Genomic DNA, 20573 nt, shown 5'->3' on the forward strand with positions numbered 1-20573 from the left:
CTCACTGAAATTTTGGTTAAAAAAATACCAGCCCGAAGGCTGGTATTTCGATTTATGCAAATTGCACTAATTAAGCAACTTCGATTGGACCACCGAATGAAGTCACTGGCGGTACTTTGCCTGTGAACTTCTCGAAGTCTACGATACATGTGTTCGCAGAAGTCGCTTGAGCAAGCTCAGAAGAACCGATGTCCTGCGTTAGCGTATTAGGGTCACCGTAAGTACAGATTGCGCCTTCTTTCTCGTTTAGAGGGCCGTACCATGCACCTTCTTCGATACGGATAACGCCACGTGGGTAGCTGTCAGTTAGAACAGCACCAGCTAGTAGCTGACCGCGGCCGTTGAATACGCGTACCAAGTCACCGTCTTTGATGCCTTTTGCTTTTGCATCGATTGGGTTGATGTAAACAGGCTCACGACCTTGCACCGCGTATGTCGCGCGGAACTCTTCAGACTCACACATTTGAGAGTGCAGACGCTTGTCTGGGTGACAAGACTGCAACCAGAATGGGTATTTGTCTGAACCAGGGCCACCGTGTGAACGCTCTGATTTTTCGAACCACATTGGGTGCTCTTGACAATGTTCGTAACCGTAACGGCCGATCTTACGTGATGTAATCTCGATGAAGCCAGACGGTGTACCTAGAGGGTTAAGCTCAGGGTCTTTACGGAAGTCCGCGTGACGAACCCAAGGTTTACCTTCACCAAAGTCTAGTACGCTCTTCTCCCAGAACTCATTGAATTCTGGCATTTCGAACTTACCTTCGTTCGCTTTCTTACAATCGTTGTATAGGCTTTCGATCCACTCCATCTCGCTCATACCACGAGTGTATTCTTCGCGGCGACCAAAACGCTGAGTTAGTTCACTCATGATTTGGAAGTCAGGCTTAGATTGGAACAATGGATCGACGAGACGATGCATCGCGATCAGACCTTTGTTCGAGTATGAACCGTACACGTCGATGTCGTTACGTTCCCATTGCGTACACGCAGGTAGAACGATGTCAGAGAAACGACATGTTGCAGTCCAAGCAAACTCGATCGTTACAACCGTTTGAAGTTTGCGGAACGCTTTCTTCATGCGGTTACGATCTTGATGGTGGTGCCATGGGTTACAACCCGAGATAACCATCATCTTGAAGTCTGGCAGTTTCACTTTACCGCCGTTGTAGTTGATCTCTTTGCCTGGCTCAAGCAGACAGTCGATCCAACGTGCAACTGGGATAGTACGGCTGTAACCGTTAAAGTCGTTGTTGTCCCACTTCGGCTTCATACCTTGGTCAAGGTTACGAGGGAAGCCACCAGGGCCCGCGAAACCAGTAGAAGGCACACCGATACTTGAGTAGTGGTGACCGTAAGAGATACCACCGCCAGGTAGACCGATTTGACCAACCATTGCCGCAACCACAGCCGCCGCCCAGTATGGCTGCTCACCGTGCTCTTGACGCTGGATACACCAACCCATCAGGATCTGTGTACGGCCGCTTACTAGCATGCGTGCGAATTCACGAATCTTGTCCGCTTTCACGCCACAGATAGCCGCTGCCCATTCTGGTGTCTTCTCTACTTTGTCTTTTGTCTTACCTTGAACGTATTGGATGAACTCTTCAAAGCCTAGACAGTAAGTATCAATGAACTTCTTGTCGTACAGGTTTTCGTTGTACAGAACATGAGCCACAGCCAGCATGAACGCTACGTCTGTCATCGGGTTGATGTACAGGTGATCGTTCTCTAGGTAGCGTTGCGTTTTGTTCTTAACTGGGTCAACAGACAGAACGTTGATCTCGCCTTTCGCTACTTTTTCTTTTAGCTCTGCAAGGTACTTGAATGATTCGTGAGTTTCACAGTTCCAACCTACTTGTAGGTTTTTCACTGGGTCGTTTGCCCACAGAATGATGTTGTCTGAGTTCTCAAGGATTTCAGACCAAGACGTACCTTGTGCGTAAACTTCGGTTGAACCAAGTACGTAAGGCATGATGGTTTGACCTGCACCAGTCGAGTAGTCGCCTACTTTAGTGATGAAGTTACCGTGCATACCTACTGCACGTTGCATGTGCGCGGTACAGTTGTTGAATGAACCTGTTTGGTTCCAACCAGTTTGACCAGCATGCAAAGCCCAAGGACCGTATTCTTTTTGAACACGTTCTAGCTCACGGTAGAACAAGTCTAGAGCTTCATCCCAAGTCACGCGGATGAAACGGTTGTTACCGCGAGTATCCGCGCTGTATTTGTGTTTCTTCAACCAATCTAGACGAACCATTGGGTAACGAACACGTGAAGGGCTGTAGATAATACCCTTGATGCCGTTCAACATTTCTGTTGGGTTTTTGTCTAGTTCTAGCGGTTTGATCTCTTGAACTTTACCCGCGTAGATGTGGGCGCGGAACGCGCCCCAGTGTGAGCCTGTTACTTTCCAAGTACCAGTCGACTCAGCTGCGTTTGCAGAAGCTGACGCCAATAAGCTTGGACCGATAACTGACGCTGCACTTGTGGTTGCTACACCTTTAAGAAAACTTCTTCGTGTAATAGCCATTTAAATTACTCCAATCCGCGCTTATTAGTGGTGGCCTTCAGCATAATCTGAAGAGTGCTTCTGTAGATATTTCAAGATCAGTGCTTCACTGTCTGTATCTAGGTTAACGAACGCAAGCATGCCGTCGAACATACCTGGCCAGGTGTTCGCATCGAAGTGCGCTTCAGCTGGTTGTGTATGACATACAGAACAGTTTGTTTTGTATGCTTCTTTCGATTTTTCCCATACAGGGTTGATGTCGTTCAGCATAGACTCTTTCTTGATCCATACTTTCGCTGCCACTTTCTCCCAAGGAAGACCAGTCAGCTCGTCCACTCGTTTTTCACCAGTCGTTACGATGTTGCTGTCTGTAGACGCTTCTTTAAGTAGAGACGCAGTTGCAATGTTCTTACCGAAATCTTCTTGAATTACGCGACCAAAGCCTTTCGCTTTACGCCAGCCGTCAATTTCGATTTCGATGAAGTCACCTTTATCTTCCAGAACTTTTACTGTTGATGCAGGGTTTAGAAGACCCGCTTCTTTCGCGCCTTGCGCGTCAAAGTAAATTGGAAGGTGACGAATACTTACGAGCTCTTGACCTACTGCGTAGTCAGTACCGGATGTCATTTGCTCTAGATCACCCACGATGCCGCCGATACTATCCATACCTGCTGGTAGGTTGTGCGCGATACCTTTGTGACAGTCAACACAGCTTTGATCTTTTTCTGCCGCTTGCTTCATCTGGATACGAGCAGTTGGAGACATTTGCTCGAAGTCCATAGACTCGTAGTTGTGACAGTTTTTACACTCTAGAGATTTGTTTGCAGAGAAACGATCCCATTCGTGTTTAGCAAGTTCGATACGACGCTCTTCGAAAACGCCAGGTTCAGAGTAGTTGCCAAAAACTTGCGCAAATACTTCTTTAGAAGCCTGCATTTTACGAGCGATTTTGTCAGTCCAGTTATGAGGAACGTGACAGTCAGGACAAGTAGCACGAACACCAGAGTGGTTTTTCCAGTGAACCGTGTCTTGCAGCTCAACGTATACGTTGTCACGCATGGTGTGACAGCTAATACAAAATTCTTCAGTGTTGGTTGCTTCTAGCGCGGTGTTAAATCCACCCCAGAAAATAACACCAGCGATGAAACCGCCCATAGTCAGCACGCCAAGGCTGATATGAACTGCCGGGCGCGTCATCGTACGCCACAGTTTAATGATTAATGATTTCATTATTTGCTCTCTTAAAATCTTTTCAAAAGTGTGGTTGTGAGCTCACTGGCTTACATGCCGTGTGCGCCTGGAGGACCAAAGAAGAACACTTGTAGTGCCCAAACGATAAATCCGTAGCCGCCTACGAAAGCCACACTCAGAATTGGGAAGAGAACAACTGCAATGAAGAGGAAAGACTTCCACTCCAGTGAGCGTTTTTCGCCACTCTCAATTTTATTAACATCACTCATACATTTGCCTATTTTGTATCTAGTGTTATTGAAAAGCCCGTGTAACCAAGCTTAAGTTTTTACAATCTCTAATTGAAAATGTTAGACCATACTAATAGTAAGGTTCAATCAAATAACTCCCTTCAAGCCTTGTAATTCAACACTTTTTTGAGCTCATCCGGAGTTGTGTGGGATTGATATTATTTATTAAAAAACATGAACAGATATGAAAAAATAAGTCTTTTAAAACCTTGTTAAACTTACAACATTTACAAAACATAAATTACATTTGAGCGGTAAAATTCGTGCCGAAAAATTACTCAAATTCCTGAGAAAGATAATGAGTTGTAAATAAAATGATAAAAAACATTTTATAAAACCTCTCGCAATTTCCACCATGAAAAAAGCAAAAATTACCCATTGAGATTCATATAGAGAATGGGGTTGGTTACAATTCTAAGCGGCAATTTCAAGGAGTGATTATGAACAGTGTGGTGGACATTAGTTGGGCAAAATTAGCGGCTTTCAGTTTGATTCTGTTAGTGCCACTTGCGATCAATGCACGCTATAGATTAGGCATCGCGAAAGATGCATCAGTCAGCGTTGTGCGTATGACTTTACAGCTCGTTCTGATCGGGGTTTATCTTGAATATCTCTTTCAATTAAACAGTTTGATCATCAACTTACTTTGGCTTGCGATTATGCTCGTCGTAGGAGCAAGCTCCATTGCAGGGAAAGCACGTTTACCGAAAAAGCCGCTCATGCTGCCACTTCTAACTGGGCTTGTATGTGGCTTGTTTCCACTACTAATTGCGATCACCGCTGGCTTGGTGCGTCCTACTCCGCTTTACAATGCACAATATATGATCCCATTGGCAGGCATGCTGTTAGGCAATAGTCTGAGCAGTAATATCATCGCGCTACAAAACTTATTCTCTGCTTTTGAAGAGCGTAAATCTGAGTACGAAGCTGCCATCTCACTGGGTGCCGCCCCTAAATACGCTTCCTTTCCTTTCGTTCAGGAGGCTCTGAGGAAATCGTTAGCGCCAACGCTAGCCTCAATGACCACGATGGGCCTTGTCACACTTCCTGGTATGATGACGGGGCAAATCCTAGGGGGCGCAAGCCCATTGGTTGCCATTAAATATCAACTGGTCATCATGCTAGCTATTTTTGTCATGATGAGCGTCTCTGTTGCCATCACACTTGAAATGACATTGAGCTTTGTACAAACAAAAGAAGGCCGTGTTACGGTCAAAGTACGCCCAGTTGATGTAATGAAGCGAGGTCAGTAATTGGCCACATAACCCCCTAATTTTATGAAATTTTCTGGATCTTCAGAGATACTCACGATCTTTGATACAGGTTATCCACAGAAAATGTGGATAAGCCACCAAAAGATATACGCAACCAGAAACATAGCCACATTTCTGAGTCTCCTGTCTTATCAACATGCAATGGTCACATTTTAGTCAACTCACTGACATCTTCGGCTTCTACATTGTGCTTAGATACAAAATGGAGCAGATATCATGGACGTATTGATCATGGCGGAAAAACACGATGAGTTACTGTCTGACTTGCCGGTTGAATGGCTTGTGCAAGAGCCACAAGAGATCACTTCTCACTGGTTGCCAAACGAGTTTGGAATCAATGAAGAGCTGATTTAGAAAGCACTTTAAGCCAACTACAATGCACAAAAAAGGCGAGCTACCTAGCTCGCCTTTCTCTTTCTTTGGTCTCTATCGCAGATGCTTGTCTTCATCACGTAGATAGATCATCCAGTACCACATACCGACGAATACACCACCGCCGATGATGTTACCGATCGTGACTGGGATAAGGTTGTTAACGATAAAGCCCATCATGTTCAAGTCCGCATAATTTGCGATATCAGCACCTGTCATTTGCCAGAAGGCTTCTGGCGCAAAGTATTTGATACCAATAGCCATTGGAACTTGGAACATGTTCGCAATACAGTGCTCAAAACCAGCGGAGACGAACATCGCTACTGGCAAAATCATTACCGCGATTTTGTCTGTTAATGTACGGCCACTGAATGTCATCCAAACCGCAATACAAACTAACACGTTACACATGATGCCAAGTGCAACCGCCGCAAAAAAACCATGGTGCAATTTATGTTGTGAAATGGCCATGGCATTCAAACCAACTTGGCCGTGATCGAACATGTATTGCTTTGTCACCAACATGCACGCCACCAGCAAAATAGCGCCAACCATATTGCCGAAATAAACCACAAACCAGTTTTTAACCAGCGTTTTCCATGAAATTTTGCCACTCGCACGCGCAACCAGAGTCAGAACCGAACTGGTAAAAAGCTCGCCGCCAGTAACCACCACCAAAATCAAACCAAGGCTAAATGCTAGACCGCCAATGAGTCGTGTGATGCCCCAAGGCAGATCACCCGCACCTGTCGTTACTGTGGTATAGAAAATGAAAGCAATACCAATATGAAGCCCCGCAGAAATGGCGAGCAGAAAAGATTTGATTGGAGCTTTCGTTGCTTTGCCTACACCTACTTCGGCGGCACGTTCAGCAGCCTGAGGTGGCAATAAAGAGTCAAACTGATTGAAGTTCATGGAAGTGTAACATTTAGAAACAATTAAAGAGGCGCGGATAATCGCTCCATTTCCTGACTTTTTCAAGGGCTATTTTTCATGTTTACTAAAAATGTTGTTGGTAAGACGGAAATCGATAAAACTCAACTATAGTTTGTTGTCTTAACTATCATTGATATTAAACAAGATACTCAGCGTTCGAACAAAAATTCCACGTTATATCAGTCTGATAGCAATGCAGTTAACACTTCTTGTTGTTTTGTGTTGCTCAACACTGGTTTTAAGACTAGCTTGGATAAAAAAGCGCAAAGGAATTATCTATGAAATATTCAGCTGAACACATCGCCGAACTGAACCTTCTTCTTCAATTCGATTTAAGCAGTGCAGCGACAGGCATTAAAGTCCATTCAGATGCCTCAGAAGAGATGCAAGCAGCAGTTGCGCGTCTTTACCAAAAGCAATTGTGTACGCAACCTGATGGTGGTTATCTAACCGACGAAGGCATTGAAGTTGCAGAACACGCAGACAAAATCTTACGCGTACTTTCTGCAGAATAACTACCGCCCACTGACCAATAAAGCCACCGAAATACGGTGGCTTTTTTCTAGTTACGCCAATCGCATTTGGGGAATCTCACTCGGCTACACCAGTAACTTTCTCATTTTCCCAAACGGTTGAACTTTATCGTACAACCAGTTAAAGCCTGTGGCGTAAAACAAGAAGAAGACTAGAAATCCCGCTTCGAGCATCAATGCTTGAAGAAACGTAATCTCCAAGAACCATGCGATCACAGGTATAGAAATAAAGATCAACCCACCTTCAAACCCAACGGTGTGACCAAGGCGCATCGCTAAACTTCTGTCTGCTCGGTTGCTGCCAAACCACTTATCGAAGTACAAGTTGTAAATGTAGTTCCAAACTACGGTGTACAAACTCAAACCGATCCCTACTAACGCCAAATCACTTGAACCTTTGCCTGTGATCAACGCAGCTGCAGGCACAATGATCGCTAACGCCATCAATTCAAAAAGTACTGCGTGGAAAATTCGTTCGTTACGAGTCATGATTATCTACCCATTTGTTCTACTCAATGACTGAAATTTTATCTATGATTGAGATAATAAAAAGTTAGATACCATCGGTAAAAACGATATGTTTACTATCGAACAATTGCAGGCGTTTGTTGCCACATCCGAATCCGGCTCATTTTCCGCAGCAGCGAGAAAGTTAGGTCGAGCCCAATCCGTGATAAGCCAACACATTATGAACATGGAACTCGACTGTGGTGTCGATCTGTTTGATCGATCCGGCCGTTATCCCAAACTGACCGAGAACGGCCATGCACTGATGCCTTACGCGCAAGCGGCAATCAGTCAACTCGACCGATTAAACAATAAAGCAACTCAGCTCTTTTCTGCGCAGGCGAGCGAGCTTGTTCTCGCGATTGATGAAGGGATTCCGCTGACTCGATTACCGGATGTGCTTAAAAACCTAGAGCAACAATTTCCGCAACTACAAGTCGAATGTTTAACGGCATCTAGCCCAGACATTATTGAACTGGTGAAATCTGAACGTGCGACCACCGGAATTATTCTGAGCGATCTGCAAATGCCTAGGCATATCGATTTCACCAATCTTGGTAATATCGCATTCGATGTGTATGTCTCTTCCGATCACCCATTAACGGCTCAGCGAATTACCCATATAGATCAACTCAAACAATATCGCCAACTGGTGATACGCTCAAAGAGTGCAGAGCCAGGTAGCCTCAACCAAGCATTGAGCCCAGATATCTGGTACGCTGATAACTACTACATTTTGTTAGAATTAGCGAACAAAGGGTTTGGATGGTGCTTCCTGCCGGAGCACTTAGTCGCAGACTCACCAAACACGTTAAAAAAAGTTGGGGATGATTTCACAAAGCTGGCTTGGCAAGTCAATGTTGACCTGATTCAACATCAAAAATGGCATTCTGATCCCCTCCATCAACAAGCCAAAGCAGAGCTCATTACTCTCTTTGAGCAAAACAGTTAAGTAGGATAAATAATGGCAAACACATTGATTGTAGGTGCAGGTTGGCTTGGTACTCCACTAGCGCAAGCCTTGTTAGTCGAGGGACATGATGTAGTTATTACGCGTCGTAGCCAAGCTCGGTTAGATGAACGGCCATCCACTATTGCTAACGCCGCCCTGCTTGATCTCAACGATGAAAACGCAGCGCAAAAACTGGATGAAATAATTCAGTCGAATCATATTGAACGTATTGTTGGTGCGTTTCCACCTGGGTTTCGTAAAGGGTCTGGTCGAGAGTATGCGCAGCAATGGTCAACGTTAGTTAAAGCGGCAAAACGGAATGCGATTGAAAAGCTCGTCATGATCAGCTCTACAACGGTCTACCCTAATTTACCAACGGATATGAAAGAAGAATCCGCATCGCTCGCTCTCGCGCAAACCCACCCTCACTTTTCTGACAATGCGAAAATCATGCTCGAAGCGGAGCAATCCGTCATCGACTCTGGCATACACTACGCCATCTTACGTTGCAGTGGTTTGATTGGCCCAGACAGACACCCCGCTCGCTTTGCCATGCGCCTAAAACAAGTCAGCCGTAAAGCCCCAGCCAACATGCTTCATCAAAGTGACGCAGTCGCTGTGGCACAATTTGCATTGGATCACCTGAGTAATCAGATCATTAATGTCACAACGCCTCACACCGTGAGCAAAGCTGAGTTTTACCAAGCAGCAATCACCAAAAGTGGCGCAGAGATTTCGCTACCTCCCGTCACAGAAGATGCCGATAAACGCATCTTAGCGGACAAGCTGGTTTCACTTGGGTATCAATTCCGATTCAATTCAACGCTGGATGCACTATGAAGTTATATCAACATATAGAAACGCTTTGGGATTACATGCAGCTCAAACAGGATTTAAAGCCTGCCGACTGCTTGTTTGTTATGTGCAGTAACGACGTGCGAGTTGCTGAGCACGCCGCTGCGCTTTACCACCAAAAACTCGCACCATTGATTGTGTTCTCCGGTGGTGAAGGCCGTTTTACGGATGGTTTGTTTGAAAAAAGTGAAGCAGAAACATTTGCAGACATTGCGCGTTTAGCTGGCGTACCAAGCGATGCCATCTTAGTAGAAACACGTTCAACCAATAGTGGAGAAAACGTCCGTTTCACCGAGCAGTTATTTAAAGAGAAAGGCATCCAATGCGAATCTATTATTTTAGTGCAAAAGCCATTTATGGAACGCCGCGCCATCGCTACGTTTGAGAAGCAATGGCAATCGCCCTACTCGCAAGTGCAAGTCAGTTCTACCGCTCATCCATTCTTCGAATACATCAACGAAGACATGCCGCTAATGATGGTGTTAGAAGCGCTGATGGAAGATTTTTCCCGCGTCAAAAGCTATCCCGAAAAAGGATTTCAAACTAAGCAAGACATTCCAAAGCAAGTGGATTCATCTTATCAGGTCTTGTTAGAGCGATTCGGTTTTGATCTCGTCTGAGCGAAATGAACAATTAAAAAGCCACCGAATTCGGTGGCTTTTCTGTATTGCTTTGAAGCTGAATGGATAGGTTTATTTACCTAGGGCTTCTTTGTAGTGCTGACGGCAAACCGAGACATAACGGTCGTTGCCACCAATCGCCACTTGGTCACCTTCTTTGATTGCGACTCCGTGTTCGTCGGTGCGGATAACCATGTTTGCTTTTCGGCCACAGTGGCAAATCGTCTTCAACTCAACCAGCTTATCAGCCCAAGAGAGTAGGTACTTACTGCCTTCAAAAAGTTCGCCAAGAAAATCGGTACGAAGACCATAGCAAAGTACTGGAATATGCAGCTTATCCACTACCTCTGTAAGTTGGTAAACCTGCTCTTTCGATAGGAACTGACACTCGTCAATAAGAATACAGTGACGTTTTTCGACTTCATGCAGGGCTGCAATCTCTTGGTATAGGTTCGTATCTGGACGGAACAAATGCGCGTCCGACTGTAGACCAATACGAGAACTTACTTTGCCTACACCATAGCGGTCGTCCAACGCCGCAGTGAAAATCACTGGCGTCATACCGCGTTCTTGGTAGTTAAATGAAGATTGAAGAAGAGTTGTCGATTTACCCGCATTCATTGCTGAGTAATAGAAATACATCTGAGCCACAGAGCATTACCTAAAGTTAAAATTTTATTGATGAAATTGGAAAATAAAAGGGCTGAATCATCAGCCCTTTTAAAAGATTCAATTACTTACGACGCCACGTTGTGCCTTCTGGGCCATCCTCAAGGACAATGCCCATTTCCGTCAGCTTATCACGTGCCATGTCGGCGTTTGCCCAATCTTTCGAAGCACGCGAGTCGTTACGCAGCTTGATTAGCGCTTCAATTTCAGCGACTTCATCATCGTTGCCAGCATTACCTTTTAGGAAAGCTTCAGGATCTTGATAAAGAATACCAATCACGTCTGCTAGTTCGCGCATTAGCGCACCAAGTTCACTCGCTTTCTCTACGCTTTCTGTCTTAAGGCGGTTAACTTCGCGCGCCATATCAAACAGAACTGAGTATGCTTCTGGTGTGTTGAAGTCGTCGTTCATCGCCGCAGTAAAGCGAGATACATACTCCTCACCACCCGCTGGTGCTGCATTTAAATCCAGACCACGCAGAGAAGTGTATAGACGCTCAAGAGAAGCGCGTGCTTGGTTTAGGTTATCTTCACTGTAGTTCAATTGGCTACGGTAGTGACCAGACATTAGGAAGTAACGCACGGTTTCAGCATCGTAGTGACCAAGAACGTCACGAATAGTGAAGAAGTTGCCTAAAGATTTAGACATCTTTTCGCGGTCTACCATCACCATGCCACTGTGCATCCAAGTATTTACGTACTTAGTGTCATGAGCACAGCAAGATTGTGCGATTTCGTTTTCGTGGTGTGGGAACTGTAGATCAGAGCCACCGCCGTGAATATCGAAATGATCGCCTAGGATCGTAGAGTTCATTGCTGAACATTCAATGTGCCAACCTGGACGACCTGGGCCCCATGGAGATTCCCATGTTGGCTCGCCTGGTTTAGACATTTTCCAAAGAACGAAATCTAGTGGGCTGCGTTTTGCAGTTTCGATATCAACGCGCGCACCAGCTTGAAGCTGATCAAGATCTTGCTTAGAAAGCTTACCGTACTCGTCAAACTTACCCACTTCAAACATGACGTCGCCGTTGTCTGCAACGTATGCGAAACCACGTTCGATAAGCTTTTCAACCAATTCGATGATTTCTGCGATAAATTGTGTTGCGCGCGGCTCAACGTCAGGACGCTTCATGTTCAACGCATCAAAGTCTGCGTGCATGTCGCCAATCAAACGTTCTGTAAGTGATTCACAAGATTCGCCGTTTTCTGCTGCACGCTTGATGATTTTGTCATCAATATCTGTGATATTGCGAACAAACGTTAGGTCGTAACCAAGGTAGCGTAAGTAACGTGATACTACGTCAAAAGAAACGAAGGTGCGGCCGTGGCCGATGTGACAGAGATCGTAGATGGTTACCCCACAGACATACATGCCAACTTTACCGGCTGTAATTGGTTTGAATTCCTCTTTCTGTCTTGTGAGTGTGTTATATATCTTTAACATGATCTCTATCTATGATTGTGAATGAATACAAGAACGTCGAGTATATCAAGTCCGACCTTATTAGGTAATAGCAATTAACCGATAAAACGATAATCGGCTAAACTTCAAGCACAAAACGAAGAATTTACTCTTCTCGAGTTTTTAATGCGTTATAACTTAGGCTAGAATCTCGGGCTCAACACAACACAGTAAAGGAAAGTAGCATGATCACCCTTCACACTAATTTTGGTGACATCAAGATTCAACTAAACGAAGAGAAAGCGCCAGAGACAAGCGCAAACTTCCTTCAGTACTGCCGCGACGGCTTTTACGACAACACTCTTTTCCACCGTGTTATTGACGGTTTCATGATCCAAGGTGGCGGCATGGAATCAGGTCTACGTGAAAAATCAACACGTGCACCTATCAAGAACGAAGCAAACAACGGCCTAAGTAACAAAGTAGGTACGATTGCTATGGCTCGTACGATGGAACCACATTCTGCAAGCTCTCAGTTCTTCATCAACGTAAACAACAACACTTTCCTAGATTTCCGTAGCGAAAGCCTAGATGGTTGGGGTTACTGTGTATTCGGTGAAGTTGTAGAAGGTATGGACGTTGTAAACAAGATCAAGGGCGTTAGCACTGGTTCTTACGGTATGCACCAAGACGTACCACTAGAAGACGTGGTAATCACTGGTACTACAATCGCAGAGTAATTCTTGCGAATTATTCCCAAGAGATAAGTAATTGGGGAGGCTTCGCCTCCCCTTATTTCTATGACGACATTATTTATATCAGACTTGCACCTTACGCCGTCACGCCCTGACATCACAGAATGTTTTGTTACATTTATGCGTACGGAAGCCAAAAATGCCGAAGCTCTTTATGTATTAGGCGATCTTTTCGAGTTTTGGGTTGGTGATGATGACAAAACACCGTTTGCTAACCAAATTCGTACCGAGTTCAAAACGCTCACCGACCAAGGTGTCCCGGTTTTCTTTATTCAAGGCAATCGTGACTTCTTGTTGGGCGAACGCTTTTGTAAAGAGACGGGCATCACTTTGCTTGATGACGTTTGCACCATCGACTTATATGGCACAAAAGCGGTGATTTTACACGGCGATACCCTGTGTATTGATGACGTGAAATATCAGAAATTTCGTAAAACTGTGCATCAACCTTGGTTACAATGGATCTTTAAACGCATCCCATGGTGTTTAAAGAAAAAAATTGTCTCTAAAGTTCAATCAGACATTCGCGACGATAAACAGATGAAGTCTTTAGATATCATGGACGTGAATCAAAGCGAAGTTGAAAAAGTGATGTCTCAGAATTGCGTCAACTTGATGATTCATGGCCACACTCATCGCCCAAATACACATTTTTTTGACGCAAATGGTGCTAAAAACACGCGCATCGTCTTAGGGGACTGGTATACGCAAGGCTCAGTTTTACAAGTGAATTCTGATGGTTTTGAACTGCAAAACCGGCCTTTCAACACATAATTTACGCTAAGCATGTCGAACATGTAGAAGATTCGCATTCAAAGCGTAGATATTTTGTAAAAAATCGCTATTATCATATTACTAAGTTAAACAGAACGAAGTACCTAATTGAAGTATTCTTACGTAGCTCGCCAACCGATTCTAGACAGAGAAAAGCGAACCATAGGTTACGAACTTCTCTTTCGAGACGGCCCCAAAAATACCTTCCCTGAAGTAGAACCTGAGCTTGCTACTAGTCGACTGCTATCTGATCATTTTTTGTCGACGCATTACAACACGTTAGGTAACAAACTCGGTTTTGTTAACTTTCCCCACCAAAGCTTGGTCAACCTTGTTCCGACACTGTTTCCGAAAGATTCTCTGGTTATTGAAGTACTCGAAGATTGTGAGCCTACGCAAGAGCTTCTCGATGCAATAAAACATCTGCACGAATGCGGCTACCGAATTGCACTGGACGACTTTGTACCAACTAAGGCTTGGAAACGCTTTCTTCCGTACGTATCGATGATCAAATTTGATATTCGTTTAGTACCAATTGAAAAAGCGGCAATTTTCATCCAAGCATTGAGCCAGTTTAATATCGATTTTTTGGCTGAAAAAGTCGAAACCTATGAAGAGTTTGAACAAGCGCTTGACGCTGGTTTTAACTACTTCCAAGGTTACTTCTTTAGTAAACCAGAAATGATCCAAAAGAAGCGCCTCAACCCGGCGTTTTTAACCGTCATCCAGTTGTGTAAAGAGATTGCTGACAAGCCCATCGACTTCAATGAAGTGGAGCGTCTGTTCTCTATTGATGTGACGCTTTCCTATAAGTTGCTCACTTACGTCAACTCGGGTTACACGCTCACAACCAAAATCAAATCGTTTAGACAGGCGCTGATTTATCTGGGCGAAGAACGTTTACGACGCTTTATTTCACTGGTTGCAATCGCTTCTGTGCAAGAGGACAAGCCCGATTCACTCTACTCGCTAGCTATTCAACGCGCTCGTATGTGTGAAATTTTGCTTAGCCAAATGAAAACCAAGTACGATCCTGGACAAGCCTTTCTGACTGGTATGTTCTCATTACTAGGCTCGCTTCTCGATCAACCTCTGTCGGATGTGATTGAAGACATTCCCGTCGATGAAGACATTAAGCTCGCCCTGACAAGTCGAAAAGGTGTGCTTGGGTATCTCCTTTCTATGTGTATTGCTTACGAACAAGCAGATTGGGAACTGGCTGAAAGATACTGCTCTGTCTTGAAGTTAACGGAAACTCAGCTAGCTGATGCATTCAATGAATCGACAGAGTGGGCTCAAGAACTGCTTTCTCAAACACCTTAACTCGCTATAATGCTTCTCTCCCACTCTATTGGGATTGTTTATTTCATCGCTTTACCTAACGAGATTTCATCTTATGGCTTCTTCTTGTCCTTGCGGCGCTAACCGTACCTACCAACAGTGTTGCGAAATTGCGCACAACAATCACGCTGACGTCAAAACACCAGAACAGTTAATGCGCTCTCGCTATAGCGCTCATGTGCTAGGCCTCGTTAACTACGTTGTGAAAACATATCACCCAAGTTGTAACGCAGAAGAACAACGTGAAGGTATCGCACAATCGATCGACAGCGATTGGTGCAAACTGGAAGTCGTCAAAGCAGAAGCTGGCAGCCATGAAAATGAAGGCTTTGTTGAGTTCAACGCCTATTTCAATGAAGACGGCCAACGCTACTGCCTGAGCGAGCGTTCACGCTTCGTGAAAGAAGATGGGCTGTGGTATTACATTGATGGCACTTTCCCTGAAGAAGAATCCGAGCAAGATCCGCGACTTAATCAATCCATCAGCAGCTTAAAAGTAGGCCGTAACGATCCATGTATTTGTGGCAGCGGTAAGAAATTTAAAAAGTGCTGCGGATAAAATCGCACTATCAAGAAAAAACAAAGGCTTCCAAATGGAAGCCTTTGTTTTATTTCTTTGATTTGAACTACTTGTGACGCTCTTTAAGCTTATTCACCACATCGTTCATTGATAAACCTTGGTCTTGTAAAAGCACCAACAAGTGATAGATCAAATCTGCAGATTCACACACTAACTCCGCCTTATCGCCCGACGTCGCCGCAAGCGCGACTTCAACGCCTTCTTCGCCCACTTTCTGCGAAATACGCTTGGTACCACGGGCATAAAGACTGGCGGTATAAGAGGAGTCTGGATCGGCACTCTTGCGGGCAGCCAGTAGCTGCTCAAGTTGATGAAGCCACACCATTTGTGATTCCTCTTGTGCATCGCCGTCCCAACACGTTGTTGTGCCTGTGTGGCAAGTTGGCCCAATAGGATTCACTCGAACCAGCAAAGTATCATTGTCACAATCTAGAGAGATATTCACGAGTTGAAGAACATTGCCAGACGTTTCACCTTTAGTCCATAAACGCTCTTTAGTGCGTGAGAAAAATGTCACTTGACCCGTTTCACCCGTTTTTGCTAGCGCGTCTTGGTTCATGTAACCCATCATAAGCACTTGGCTCGATTGGAAGTCTTGTACGATGGCAGGTACCAAGCCATCCACCTTTTCCCAATTGATTCGCTCCGACAGCGAACTGACTTCGGCGGCTTTAAAACTCATAGTCGTACCTCAATGCCTTGTTGTTTCAAATACTGCTTTAGTTCACCAATATTGATGACTTGTTTGTGGAATACCGAAGCGGCAAGAGCACCATCCACGTTTGCTTTTTGGTATGCTTCTGCAAAATGCTCCATGGCACCTGCACCACCGGAAGCGATGAGAGGAACTTTACACACTTCGCGTACCATATTGAGCTGTTCAATATCGTAACCGTTACGCACGCCGTCTTGGTTCATCATGTTGAGCACGATTTCACCAGCGCCGCGCTTTTGCACTTCTTGTACCCAATCGCGCGTTTCCCACTTCGTCGCCTTTGTACGTTCTTCGTCGCCAGTAAACTGGTAAACCTGATATTTACCAGTATCTTTGTCATAGTAGGAATCGATACCAACTACGATACACTGAACGCCAAATTTATCCGCTAAATCAGTAATAAGCTGCGGGTTAGCCAACGCTGGCGAGTTGATAGAGACTTTGTCTGCACCAAACTCCAGAATACGTGCAGCATCCTCTGCGGATTTAATACCACCAGCCACACAAAAAGGAATGTCGATCACTTCCGCGACACGAGCCACCCAACTTTTATCTACTACACGACCATCGCTTGATGCAGTGATGTCGTAAAATACCAGCTCATCAGCGCCTTCTTCAGCGTAGCGTTTAGCGAGAGGGACAATATCGCCGATGATCTCGTGGTTGCGAAACTGAACCCCCTTCACCACTTGTCCATCACGAACATCAAGACATGGAATTATTCGCTTTGCCAGCATGCAAATGCCTCCTCTGCTGTGAACTTACCATCTAACAACGCGCGACCAACAATCACGCCTGCCACACCGCTGCCTTTTAGCGCTTCGATATCCGCTAATGAGCCGATACCACCTGAAGATTGGAACTGCACTTGTGGGTACTGTTTACATAGGTCGACGTAAAGCTCTACGTTTGAGCCTTCTAGCGTACCGTCACGAGAAATGTCAGTACACAGCACGTGCTGTAGACCTACCGTCAGGTAATCGTTGATCAGAGCTTCAATAGTCACGCCTGAATCTTCTTGCCAACCAGAGATCGCCACTTTACGCGTGCCGTCTTGGTCGATGTTGATGTCCAACGCGAGAACGATTTTCTCTGCGCCGTATTTTTCCATCCAACCTTTTACTAACTCAGGCTGTTTTACTGCGGTTGAACCAACCACAACGCGCTGTGCACCCGCTTCTAATAAGTCCACAACGTCTTGTTCGGTACGCACACCGCCACCGATTTGGATGTTCGCAGGCGTGCTTGCTAATAGCTTTGCAATCAAATCAAGTTGGCGCGCAGATGTGTCTTTCGCGCCCGTCAGATCCACCAAGTGCAGCCAGTTAGCCCCTGCTTGGTGATACAAGTTGAACTGCTCTGCTGGGTCGACTTTGTACTCGGTTACTTGGCCGTAATCACCTTGATAAAGGCGAACCACCTGTCCTTCAATTAAATCAAGAGCTGGAATAATCACACTAAATCCCTTTTATAATTCTAAGAAGTTTTGAATAAGCTTCGCGCCCGCCTTTGAAGAACGCTCTGGGTGGAATTGCACACCATAATAGTTACCACTTTGAACCGCAGCAGTGAATGGATTTCCGTAATCACATTCTGCAATGGTGTAGTCTCCAACAGGCATCGCAAAGCTGTGCACAAAATAGAAGTACTCACCCTCTTCAATGTCTTTGAACAACGGATTGCCTGCTTTTGCAGAAACGGTATTCCACCCCATGTGTGGCAGTGGCAAATCGCCAGTTTGTAGCAGCTTCACTTCGCCATCACAAAGCCCAAGACACTCAACCAATTCATCTGCTTTTTGGCCTTTCTCTTGAGAAAACTTACCCAATAACTGCATACCTAAACAGATACCGAGCAATGGCTTTTCAACTTGCTTAACGAGATTGATAAGATCACGCTCTTCAAGGTTTTTCATCGCTTCGCTGGCTGTACCCACACCAGGTAGGAACAACTTGTCTGCTGACAACACCACTTGAGGATCTTTTGAAATCGTTACGCCATAACCTAAACGTTCAATAGCAAACTTCACCGAAGAAACGTTGGCACAGCCCGTATCGATAATGACAACTTTTTGTTCTGTCACTGTTTTTCTCCTTGCTCACGTGAGCCTTAAAGGACGCCTTTGCTGCTTGGCAGCTCCGTGCCTTCCACCTTGATAGCTTGGCGTAACGTTCGACCAAACGCTTTGAATAGGCTCTCAATGATGTGGTGATCATTATCGCCAGCAGAAGAAAGGTGCAGCGTACACGCTAGTGTGTCAGTTAAAGAACGGAAGAAGTGAACCACCATCTCTGTCGACAAGTCTCCAACTTGATCACGGCTAAATTTCGCGTCAAATTTCAGGTAAGGACGACCAGACAAATCCAACGCACATTGCGCCAAGCACTCATCCATCGGCAGGCTGAAACCAAAGCGACCAATGCCACGCTTATCGCCCAGCGCTTCTTTTAACGCCTGACCAAGGGCTAATGCGGTATCTTCAATCGTGTGGTGATCATCAATGTGTAAATCACCATCGACTTTGCACACCATTTGGAAACCACCGTGAGTGGCAATTTGATCCAGCATGTGGTCAAAGAAACCAAGACCTGTTGAGATATCATTGCCGCCTTGCTCATCCAGATTAACGGCAACTTTAATGTCGGTTTCTTTAGTAGTACGAATCACTTCGGCAACTCGTGCTTTCACCGTCAGATCTTTCAATATCTGCTTCCAGCCCATGGTTTCTGGATTGTATTGAATACCGCGAATTGCCATGTTTTCCGCCAATTGCAGATCCGTTTGACGGTCACCAATCACGACAGAATTTTGAAAATCCACTTTACCGCCTTGAAGATACTCTTTCACCATGCCTAATTTAGGCTTACGGCAAGAGCAGTTGTCTTCTTCAAAATGCGGACAAATCAGCACATCATCGAACTTCACACCTTGAGACTCGAAGATCTCCATCATCATGTTGTGTGGCGCATCGAAGTCTTCTTGAGGGTAGCTGTCTGTGCCCAGACCATCTTGGTTTGTCACCATCACTAGACGGTATCCCGCATCCTGCAACGACAACAGGCTTGGAATAACAAACGGTTCTAGTTTTAACTTATCCAAGCGGTCAACTTGGAAATCAATCGATGGCTCAACAATCAGCGTGCCATCTCGGTCGATAAATAGGATTTTTTGTTGCTTGCTCACTCGAACTTCCTTATTACTAATCTTGTTTCGTTCTCGGCATGAACCGAGAACGTTGAGAATTCTATTTATGAATAGTAGTTTCTAATGAAACCCAGTGTCTTTTCACACTCGTCGCGGTTACCAACGCTGATACGCACACAGTTTTCAATTGGTGAGTTACGTAGAATGATTCCGGTATCCCACGCCGCTTTAAACAGCGCATCACCATCTGGGAATTTAACCAATAGATAATTGCCCCACCCTTCGAAAACTTGCAATCCTGGAATCATCGACAAACCAACCTGCAGATAAGCACGGTTTGCATTAAGGTCGAGGACTTGGAATTTCGCTCGAGCCAAACCTGCTTCTGACAAGGCTTGAACCGCAATTTCAGCAACAGGCACTGGTACTGGGTAGGGCGCGATGACTTTAAGTAGGACGTTGATTAGCTCCTCGTTTGCAAGCGTGAAACCACAACGTAAGCCTGCAAGCGCGAACGCTTTTGATAACGTACGTAGAATCGCGAGATTTGGATACTGAGCTAACAAATCCACCGTTGACGCCTCAGGGCAAAAATCGATGTACGCTTCGTCCATGACCACGATTGCTCGGTCTTTTGTCATCTCAAGCAGAGAGATAATATCTTCACGCTTAACGAGGTTACCGGTTGGGTTGTTTGGTGAACAAACAAAAACCAGCTTGACGTTATCGAGATTGGATTCGATGCCAGCAAGGTCAAGCTGCCAATCCGATGTTAGCGGTACAGTCTTACGTTCAACACCAATGGTTTCAGCACTGATTGCGTACATACCGTAAGTCGGTGGGCAGTACAAAATCGCGTCTTGTCCTGGCTCACAGAAAGCGCGAACTAAAAGCTCAATACCTTCGTCAGCGCCACGAGAAGTAAGCGTCTGTTCTGGCTTTACACCCGCGTAGGCAGCGTAAGCTGAAATAAGCGCTTTTGGCTGGCATTCGCTGTAGCGGTTTAAGCGAGCAAAATCCGTTTTGTACTCATTATTAAATGGAGATTCATTGGCGTTGAGCCAAACGTCACCCGTGCCGCCAATTCGGCGAGCAGATAAATACGGGGTTAATTCTTGGACTTGTTTGCGTGCTAGCTTTTCCATCTC

At 45.2% G+C, this 20573-nt stretch carries 23 protein-coding genes; 10 read left to right on the forward strand and 13 right to left on the reverse strand.

The features are described 5' to 3' along the window. Positions 1–70: 70 nt before the first annotated feature. From torA to torE, 3 genes are read right to left on the reverse strand one after another with little or no spacing between them, the layout of a single operon-like run. Entirely contained in the window at positions 71–2533 is a 2463-nt protein-coding gene (gene torA / locus UF05_RS00830) for a trimethylamine-N-oxide reductase TorA (RefSeq protein WP_005462326.1), read from the reverse strand. A 24-nt stretch (positions 2534–2557) separates the two neighbouring features. After that, complete coding sequence (torC, locus tag UF05_RS00835) at positions 2558–3742, reverse strand: pentaheme c-type cytochrome TorC (RefSeq protein ID WP_005462368.1); 1185 nt, start codon at positions 3740–3742, stop codon at positions 2558–2560. Positions 3743–3792: 50 nt separating this feature from the next. After that, positions 3793–3972, reverse strand: a complete 180-nt coding sequence (gene torE / locus UF05_RS00840; RefSeq protein ID WP_005450728.1) for a trimethylamine N-oxide reductase system protein TorE — start codon at positions 3970–3972, stop codon at positions 3793–3795. 461 nt (positions 3973–4433) lie between these two features. On the opposite strand from torE, the gene UF05_RS00845 reads away from it, so the two are divergent. Next, a complete protein-coding gene (locus UF05_RS00845; protein WP_045546130.1) occupies positions 4434–5246 on the forward strand; it encodes an ABC transporter permease in 813 nt (270 codons plus the stop codon). A 237-nt stretch (positions 5247–5483) separates the two neighbouring features. Continuing rightward, entirely contained in the window at positions 5484–5621 is a 138-nt protein-coding gene (locus UF05_RS23780) for a hypothetical protein (protein WP_005462421.1), read from the forward strand. Between the two features lie 72 nt (positions 5622–5693). Here the strand turns inward: UF05_RS23780 and focA are convergent, their stop codons facing one another. Then, positions 5694–6554 carry a formate transporter FocA gene (gene focA / locus UF05_RS00850; protein ID WP_005462425.1) on the reverse strand — a complete coding sequence of 287 codons (861 nt, stop codon included), beginning with the start codon at positions 6552–6554 and terminating at the stop codon, positions 5694–5696. Between the two features lie 299 nt (positions 6555–6853). Here focA and UF05_RS00855 point away from each other — a divergent pair, with 299 nt between their 5' ends. Next, the gene (locus tag UF05_RS00855) at positions 6854–7090 is read left to right on the forward strand and encodes a TIGR02647 family protein (RefSeq protein WP_005462432.1); all 237 of its coding nucleotides are present in this window, start codon (positions 6854–6856) and stop codon (positions 7088–7090) included. An 84-nt stretch (positions 7091–7174) separates the two neighbouring features. Here the strand turns inward: UF05_RS00855 and UF05_RS00860 are convergent, their stop codons facing one another. Further along, positions 7175–7597, reverse strand: a complete 423-nt coding sequence (locus UF05_RS00860) for a PACE efflux transporter (RefSeq protein ID WP_015296537.1) — start codon at positions 7595–7597, stop codon at positions 7175–7177. An 88-nt stretch (positions 7598–7685) separates the two neighbouring features. Between UF05_RS00860 and UF05_RS00865 the strand changes: the two genes are divergently transcribed. The 3 genes from UF05_RS00865 to UF05_RS00875 are packed head-to-tail and all read left to right on the forward strand — an operon-like array spanning position 7686 to position 10042. Next, positions 7686–8567, forward strand: coding sequence for a LysR family transcriptional regulator (locus tag UF05_RS00865; protein ID WP_020840394.1), 882 nt, complete (start codon positions 7686–7688; stop codon positions 8565–8567). Positions 8568–8579: 12 nt separating this feature from the next. Then, positions 8580–9407 (forward strand): NAD-dependent epimerase/dehydratase family protein, encoded by an 828-nt coding sequence (locus UF05_RS00870; protein WP_045546131.1) that lies wholly within the window; start codon positions 8580–8582, stop codon positions 9405–9407. Continuing rightward, a complete protein-coding gene (locus UF05_RS00875) occupies positions 9404–10042 on the forward strand; it encodes a YdcF family protein (RefSeq protein ID WP_025540429.1) in 639 nt (212 codons plus the stop codon). Before UF05_RS00870 ends, UF05_RS00875 begins: the two co-directional genes overlap by 4 nt. Before the next feature lie 72 nt (positions 10043–10114). Here UF05_RS00875 and UF05_RS00880 read toward each other — a convergent pair whose 3' ends face one another. Together UF05_RS00880 and cysS are read right to left on the reverse strand one after the other, a co-directional pair. Further along, positions 10115–10693, reverse strand: a complete 579-nt coding sequence (locus UF05_RS00880) for a thymidine kinase (RefSeq protein ID WP_005450744.1) — start codon at positions 10691–10693, stop codon at positions 10115–10117. Positions 10694–10775: 82 nt separating this feature from the next. Then, positions 10776–12158, reverse strand: a complete 1383-nt coding sequence (cysS, locus tag UF05_RS00885) for a cysteine--tRNA ligase (RefSeq protein WP_005478905.1) — start codon at positions 12156–12158, stop codon at positions 10776–10778. Positions 12159–12361: 203 nt separating this feature from the next. Here cysS and UF05_RS00890 point away from each other — a divergent pair, with 203 nt between their 5' ends. The 4 genes from UF05_RS00890 (at position 12362) to UF05_RS00905 (ending at position 15545) form a co-directional block, all read left to right on the forward strand. Continuing rightward, complete coding sequence (locus UF05_RS00890) at positions 12362–12856, forward strand: peptidylprolyl isomerase (protein WP_005487618.1); 495 nt, start codon at positions 12362–12364, stop codon at positions 12854–12856. A gap of 60 nt (positions 12857–12916) precedes the next feature. Continuing rightward, on the forward strand, positions 12917–13645 hold the full coding sequence (lpxH, locus tag UF05_RS00895; protein WP_025631696.1) for a UDP-2,3-diacylglucosamine diphosphatase: 729 nt from the start codon (positions 12917–12919) through the stop codon (positions 13643–13645). A gap of 108 nt (positions 13646–13753) precedes the next feature. Beyond that, positions 13754–14968: an EAL and HDOD domain-containing protein gene (locus UF05_RS00900; RefSeq protein ID WP_005459985.1), complete on the forward strand. Its 1215-nt coding sequence runs from the start codon at positions 13754–13756 to the stop codon at positions 14966–14968. Positions 14969–15041: 73 nt separating this feature from the next. Continuing rightward, entirely contained in the window at positions 15042–15545 is a 504-nt protein-coding gene (locus UF05_RS00905; protein ID WP_020840390.1) for a YchJ family protein, read from the forward strand. A 67-nt stretch (positions 15546–15612) separates the two neighbouring features. On the opposite strand, the gene hisIE is transcribed toward UF05_RS00905, so the two are convergent. The 6 genes from hisIE to hisC all read right to left on the reverse strand — a co-directional run bounded on the left by hisIE (position 15613) and on the right by hisC (position 20570). Beyond that, entirely contained in the window at positions 15613–16248 is a 636-nt protein-coding gene (hisIE, locus tag UF05_RS00910; protein WP_005460001.1) for a bifunctional phosphoribosyl-AMP cyclohydrolase/phosphoribosyl-ATP diphosphatase HisIE, read from the reverse strand. Then, entirely contained in the window at positions 16245–17018 is a 774-nt protein-coding gene (gene hisF, locus UF05_RS00915) for an imidazole glycerol phosphate synthase subunit HisF (protein ID WP_020840389.1), read from the reverse strand. The genes hisIE and hisF overlap by 4 nt, the downstream gene beginning before the upstream one ends. After that, on the reverse strand, positions 17000–17737 hold the full coding sequence (gene hisA / locus UF05_RS00920; RefSeq protein WP_005495717.1) for a 1-(5-phosphoribosyl)-5-[(5-phosphoribosylamino)methylideneamino]imidazole-4-carboxamide isomerase: 738 nt from the start codon (positions 17735–17737) through the stop codon (positions 17000–17002). The genes hisF and hisA overlap by 19 nt, the downstream gene beginning before the upstream one ends. A 12-nt stretch (positions 17738–17749) precedes the next feature. Then, positions 17750–18364 carry an imidazole glycerol phosphate synthase subunit HisH gene (hisH, locus tag UF05_RS00925; protein ID WP_021453955.1) on the reverse strand — a complete coding sequence of 205 codons (615 nt, stop codon included), beginning with the start codon at positions 18362–18364 and terminating at the stop codon, positions 17750–17752. Positions 18365–18390: 26 nt separating this feature from the next. Further along, positions 18391–19464 (reverse strand): bifunctional histidinol-phosphatase/imidazoleglycerol-phosphate dehydratase HisB, encoded by a 1074-nt coding sequence (gene hisB, locus UF05_RS00930; protein ID WP_045546132.1) that lies wholly within the window; start codon positions 19462–19464, stop codon positions 18391–18393. A gap of 65 nt (positions 19465–19529) precedes the next feature. Beyond that, the gene (gene hisC, locus UF05_RS00935; protein WP_031818556.1) at positions 19530–20570 is read right to left on the reverse strand and encodes a histidinol-phosphate transaminase; all 1041 of its coding nucleotides are present in this window, start codon (positions 20568–20570) and stop codon (positions 19530–19532) included. Positions 20571–20573: the final 3 nt, after the last annotated feature.

The sequence above is a fragment of the Vibrio sp. S457-15 genome (genome assembly GCF_000960545.1).
GTDB lineage: Bacteria > Pseudomonadota > Gammaproteobacteria > Enterobacterales > Vibrionaceae > Vibrio > Vibrio parahaemolyticus.

Bases quoted from the DNA above. Each gene is read 5' to 3' on its own strand.
- torA (WP_005462326.1), bottom strand. From the start codon at position 2,533: ATGGCTATTACACGAAGAAGTTTTCTTAAAGGTGTAGCAACCACAAGT.
- torC (WP_005462368.1), bottom strand. From the start codon at position 3,742: ATGAAATCATTAATCATTAAACTGTGGCGTACGATGACGCGCCCGGCA.
- torE (WP_005450728.1), bottom strand. From the start codon at position 3,972: ATGAGTGATGTTAATAAAATTGAGAGTGGCGAAAAACGCTCACTGGAG.
- UF05_RS00845 (WP_045546130.1), top strand. From the start codon at position 4,434: ATGAACAGTGTGGTGGACATTAGTTGGGCAAAATTAGCGGCTTTCAGT.
- UF05_RS23780 (WP_005462421.1), top strand. From the start codon at position 5,484: ATGGACGTATTGATCATGGCGGAAAAACACGATGAGTTACTGTCTGAC.
- focA (WP_005462425.1), bottom strand. From the start codon at position 6,554: ATGAACTTCAATCAGTTTGACTCTTTATTGCCACCTCAGGCTGCTGAA.
- UF05_RS00855 (WP_005462432.1), top strand. From the start codon at position 6,854: ATGAAATATTCAGCTGAACACATCGCCGAACTGAACCTTCTTCTTCAA.
- UF05_RS00860 (WP_015296537.1), bottom strand. From the start codon at position 7,597: ATGACTCGTAACGAACGAATTTTCCACGCAGTACTTTTTGAATTGATG.
- UF05_RS00865 (WP_020840394.1), top strand. From the start codon at position 7,686: ATGTTTACTATCGAACAATTGCAGGCGTTTGTTGCCACATCCGAATCC.
- UF05_RS00870 (WP_045546131.1), top strand. From the start codon at position 8,580: ATGGCAAACACATTGATTGTAGGTGCAGGTTGGCTTGGTACTCCACTA.
- UF05_RS00875 (WP_025540429.1), top strand. From the start codon at position 9,404: ATGAAGTTATATCAACATATAGAAACGCTTTGGGATTACATGCAGCTC.
- cysS (WP_005478905.1), bottom strand. From the start codon at position 12,158: ATGTTAAAGATATATAACACACTCACAAGACAGAAAGAGGAATTCAAA.
- UF05_RS00890 (WP_005487618.1), top strand. From the start codon at position 12,362: ATGATCACCCTTCACACTAATTTTGGTGACATCAAGATTCAACTAAAC.
- lpxH (WP_025631696.1), top strand. From the start codon at position 12,917: ATGACGACATTATTTATATCAGACTTGCACCTTACGCCGTCACGCCCT.
- UF05_RS00905 (WP_020840390.1), top strand. From the start codon at position 15,042: ATGGCTTCTTCTTGTCCTTGCGGCGCTAACCGTACCTACCAACAGTGT.
- hisIE (WP_005460001.1), bottom strand. From the start codon at position 16,248: ATGAGTTTTAAAGCCGCCGAAGTCAGTTCGCTGTCGGAGCGAATCAAT.
- hisF (WP_020840389.1), bottom strand. From the start codon at position 17,018: ATGCTGGCAAAGCGAATAATTCCATGTCTTGATGTTCGTGATGGACAA.
- hisC (WP_031818556.1), bottom strand. From the start codon at position 20,570: ATGGAAAAGCTAGCACGCAAACAAGTCCAAGAATTAACCCCGTATTTA.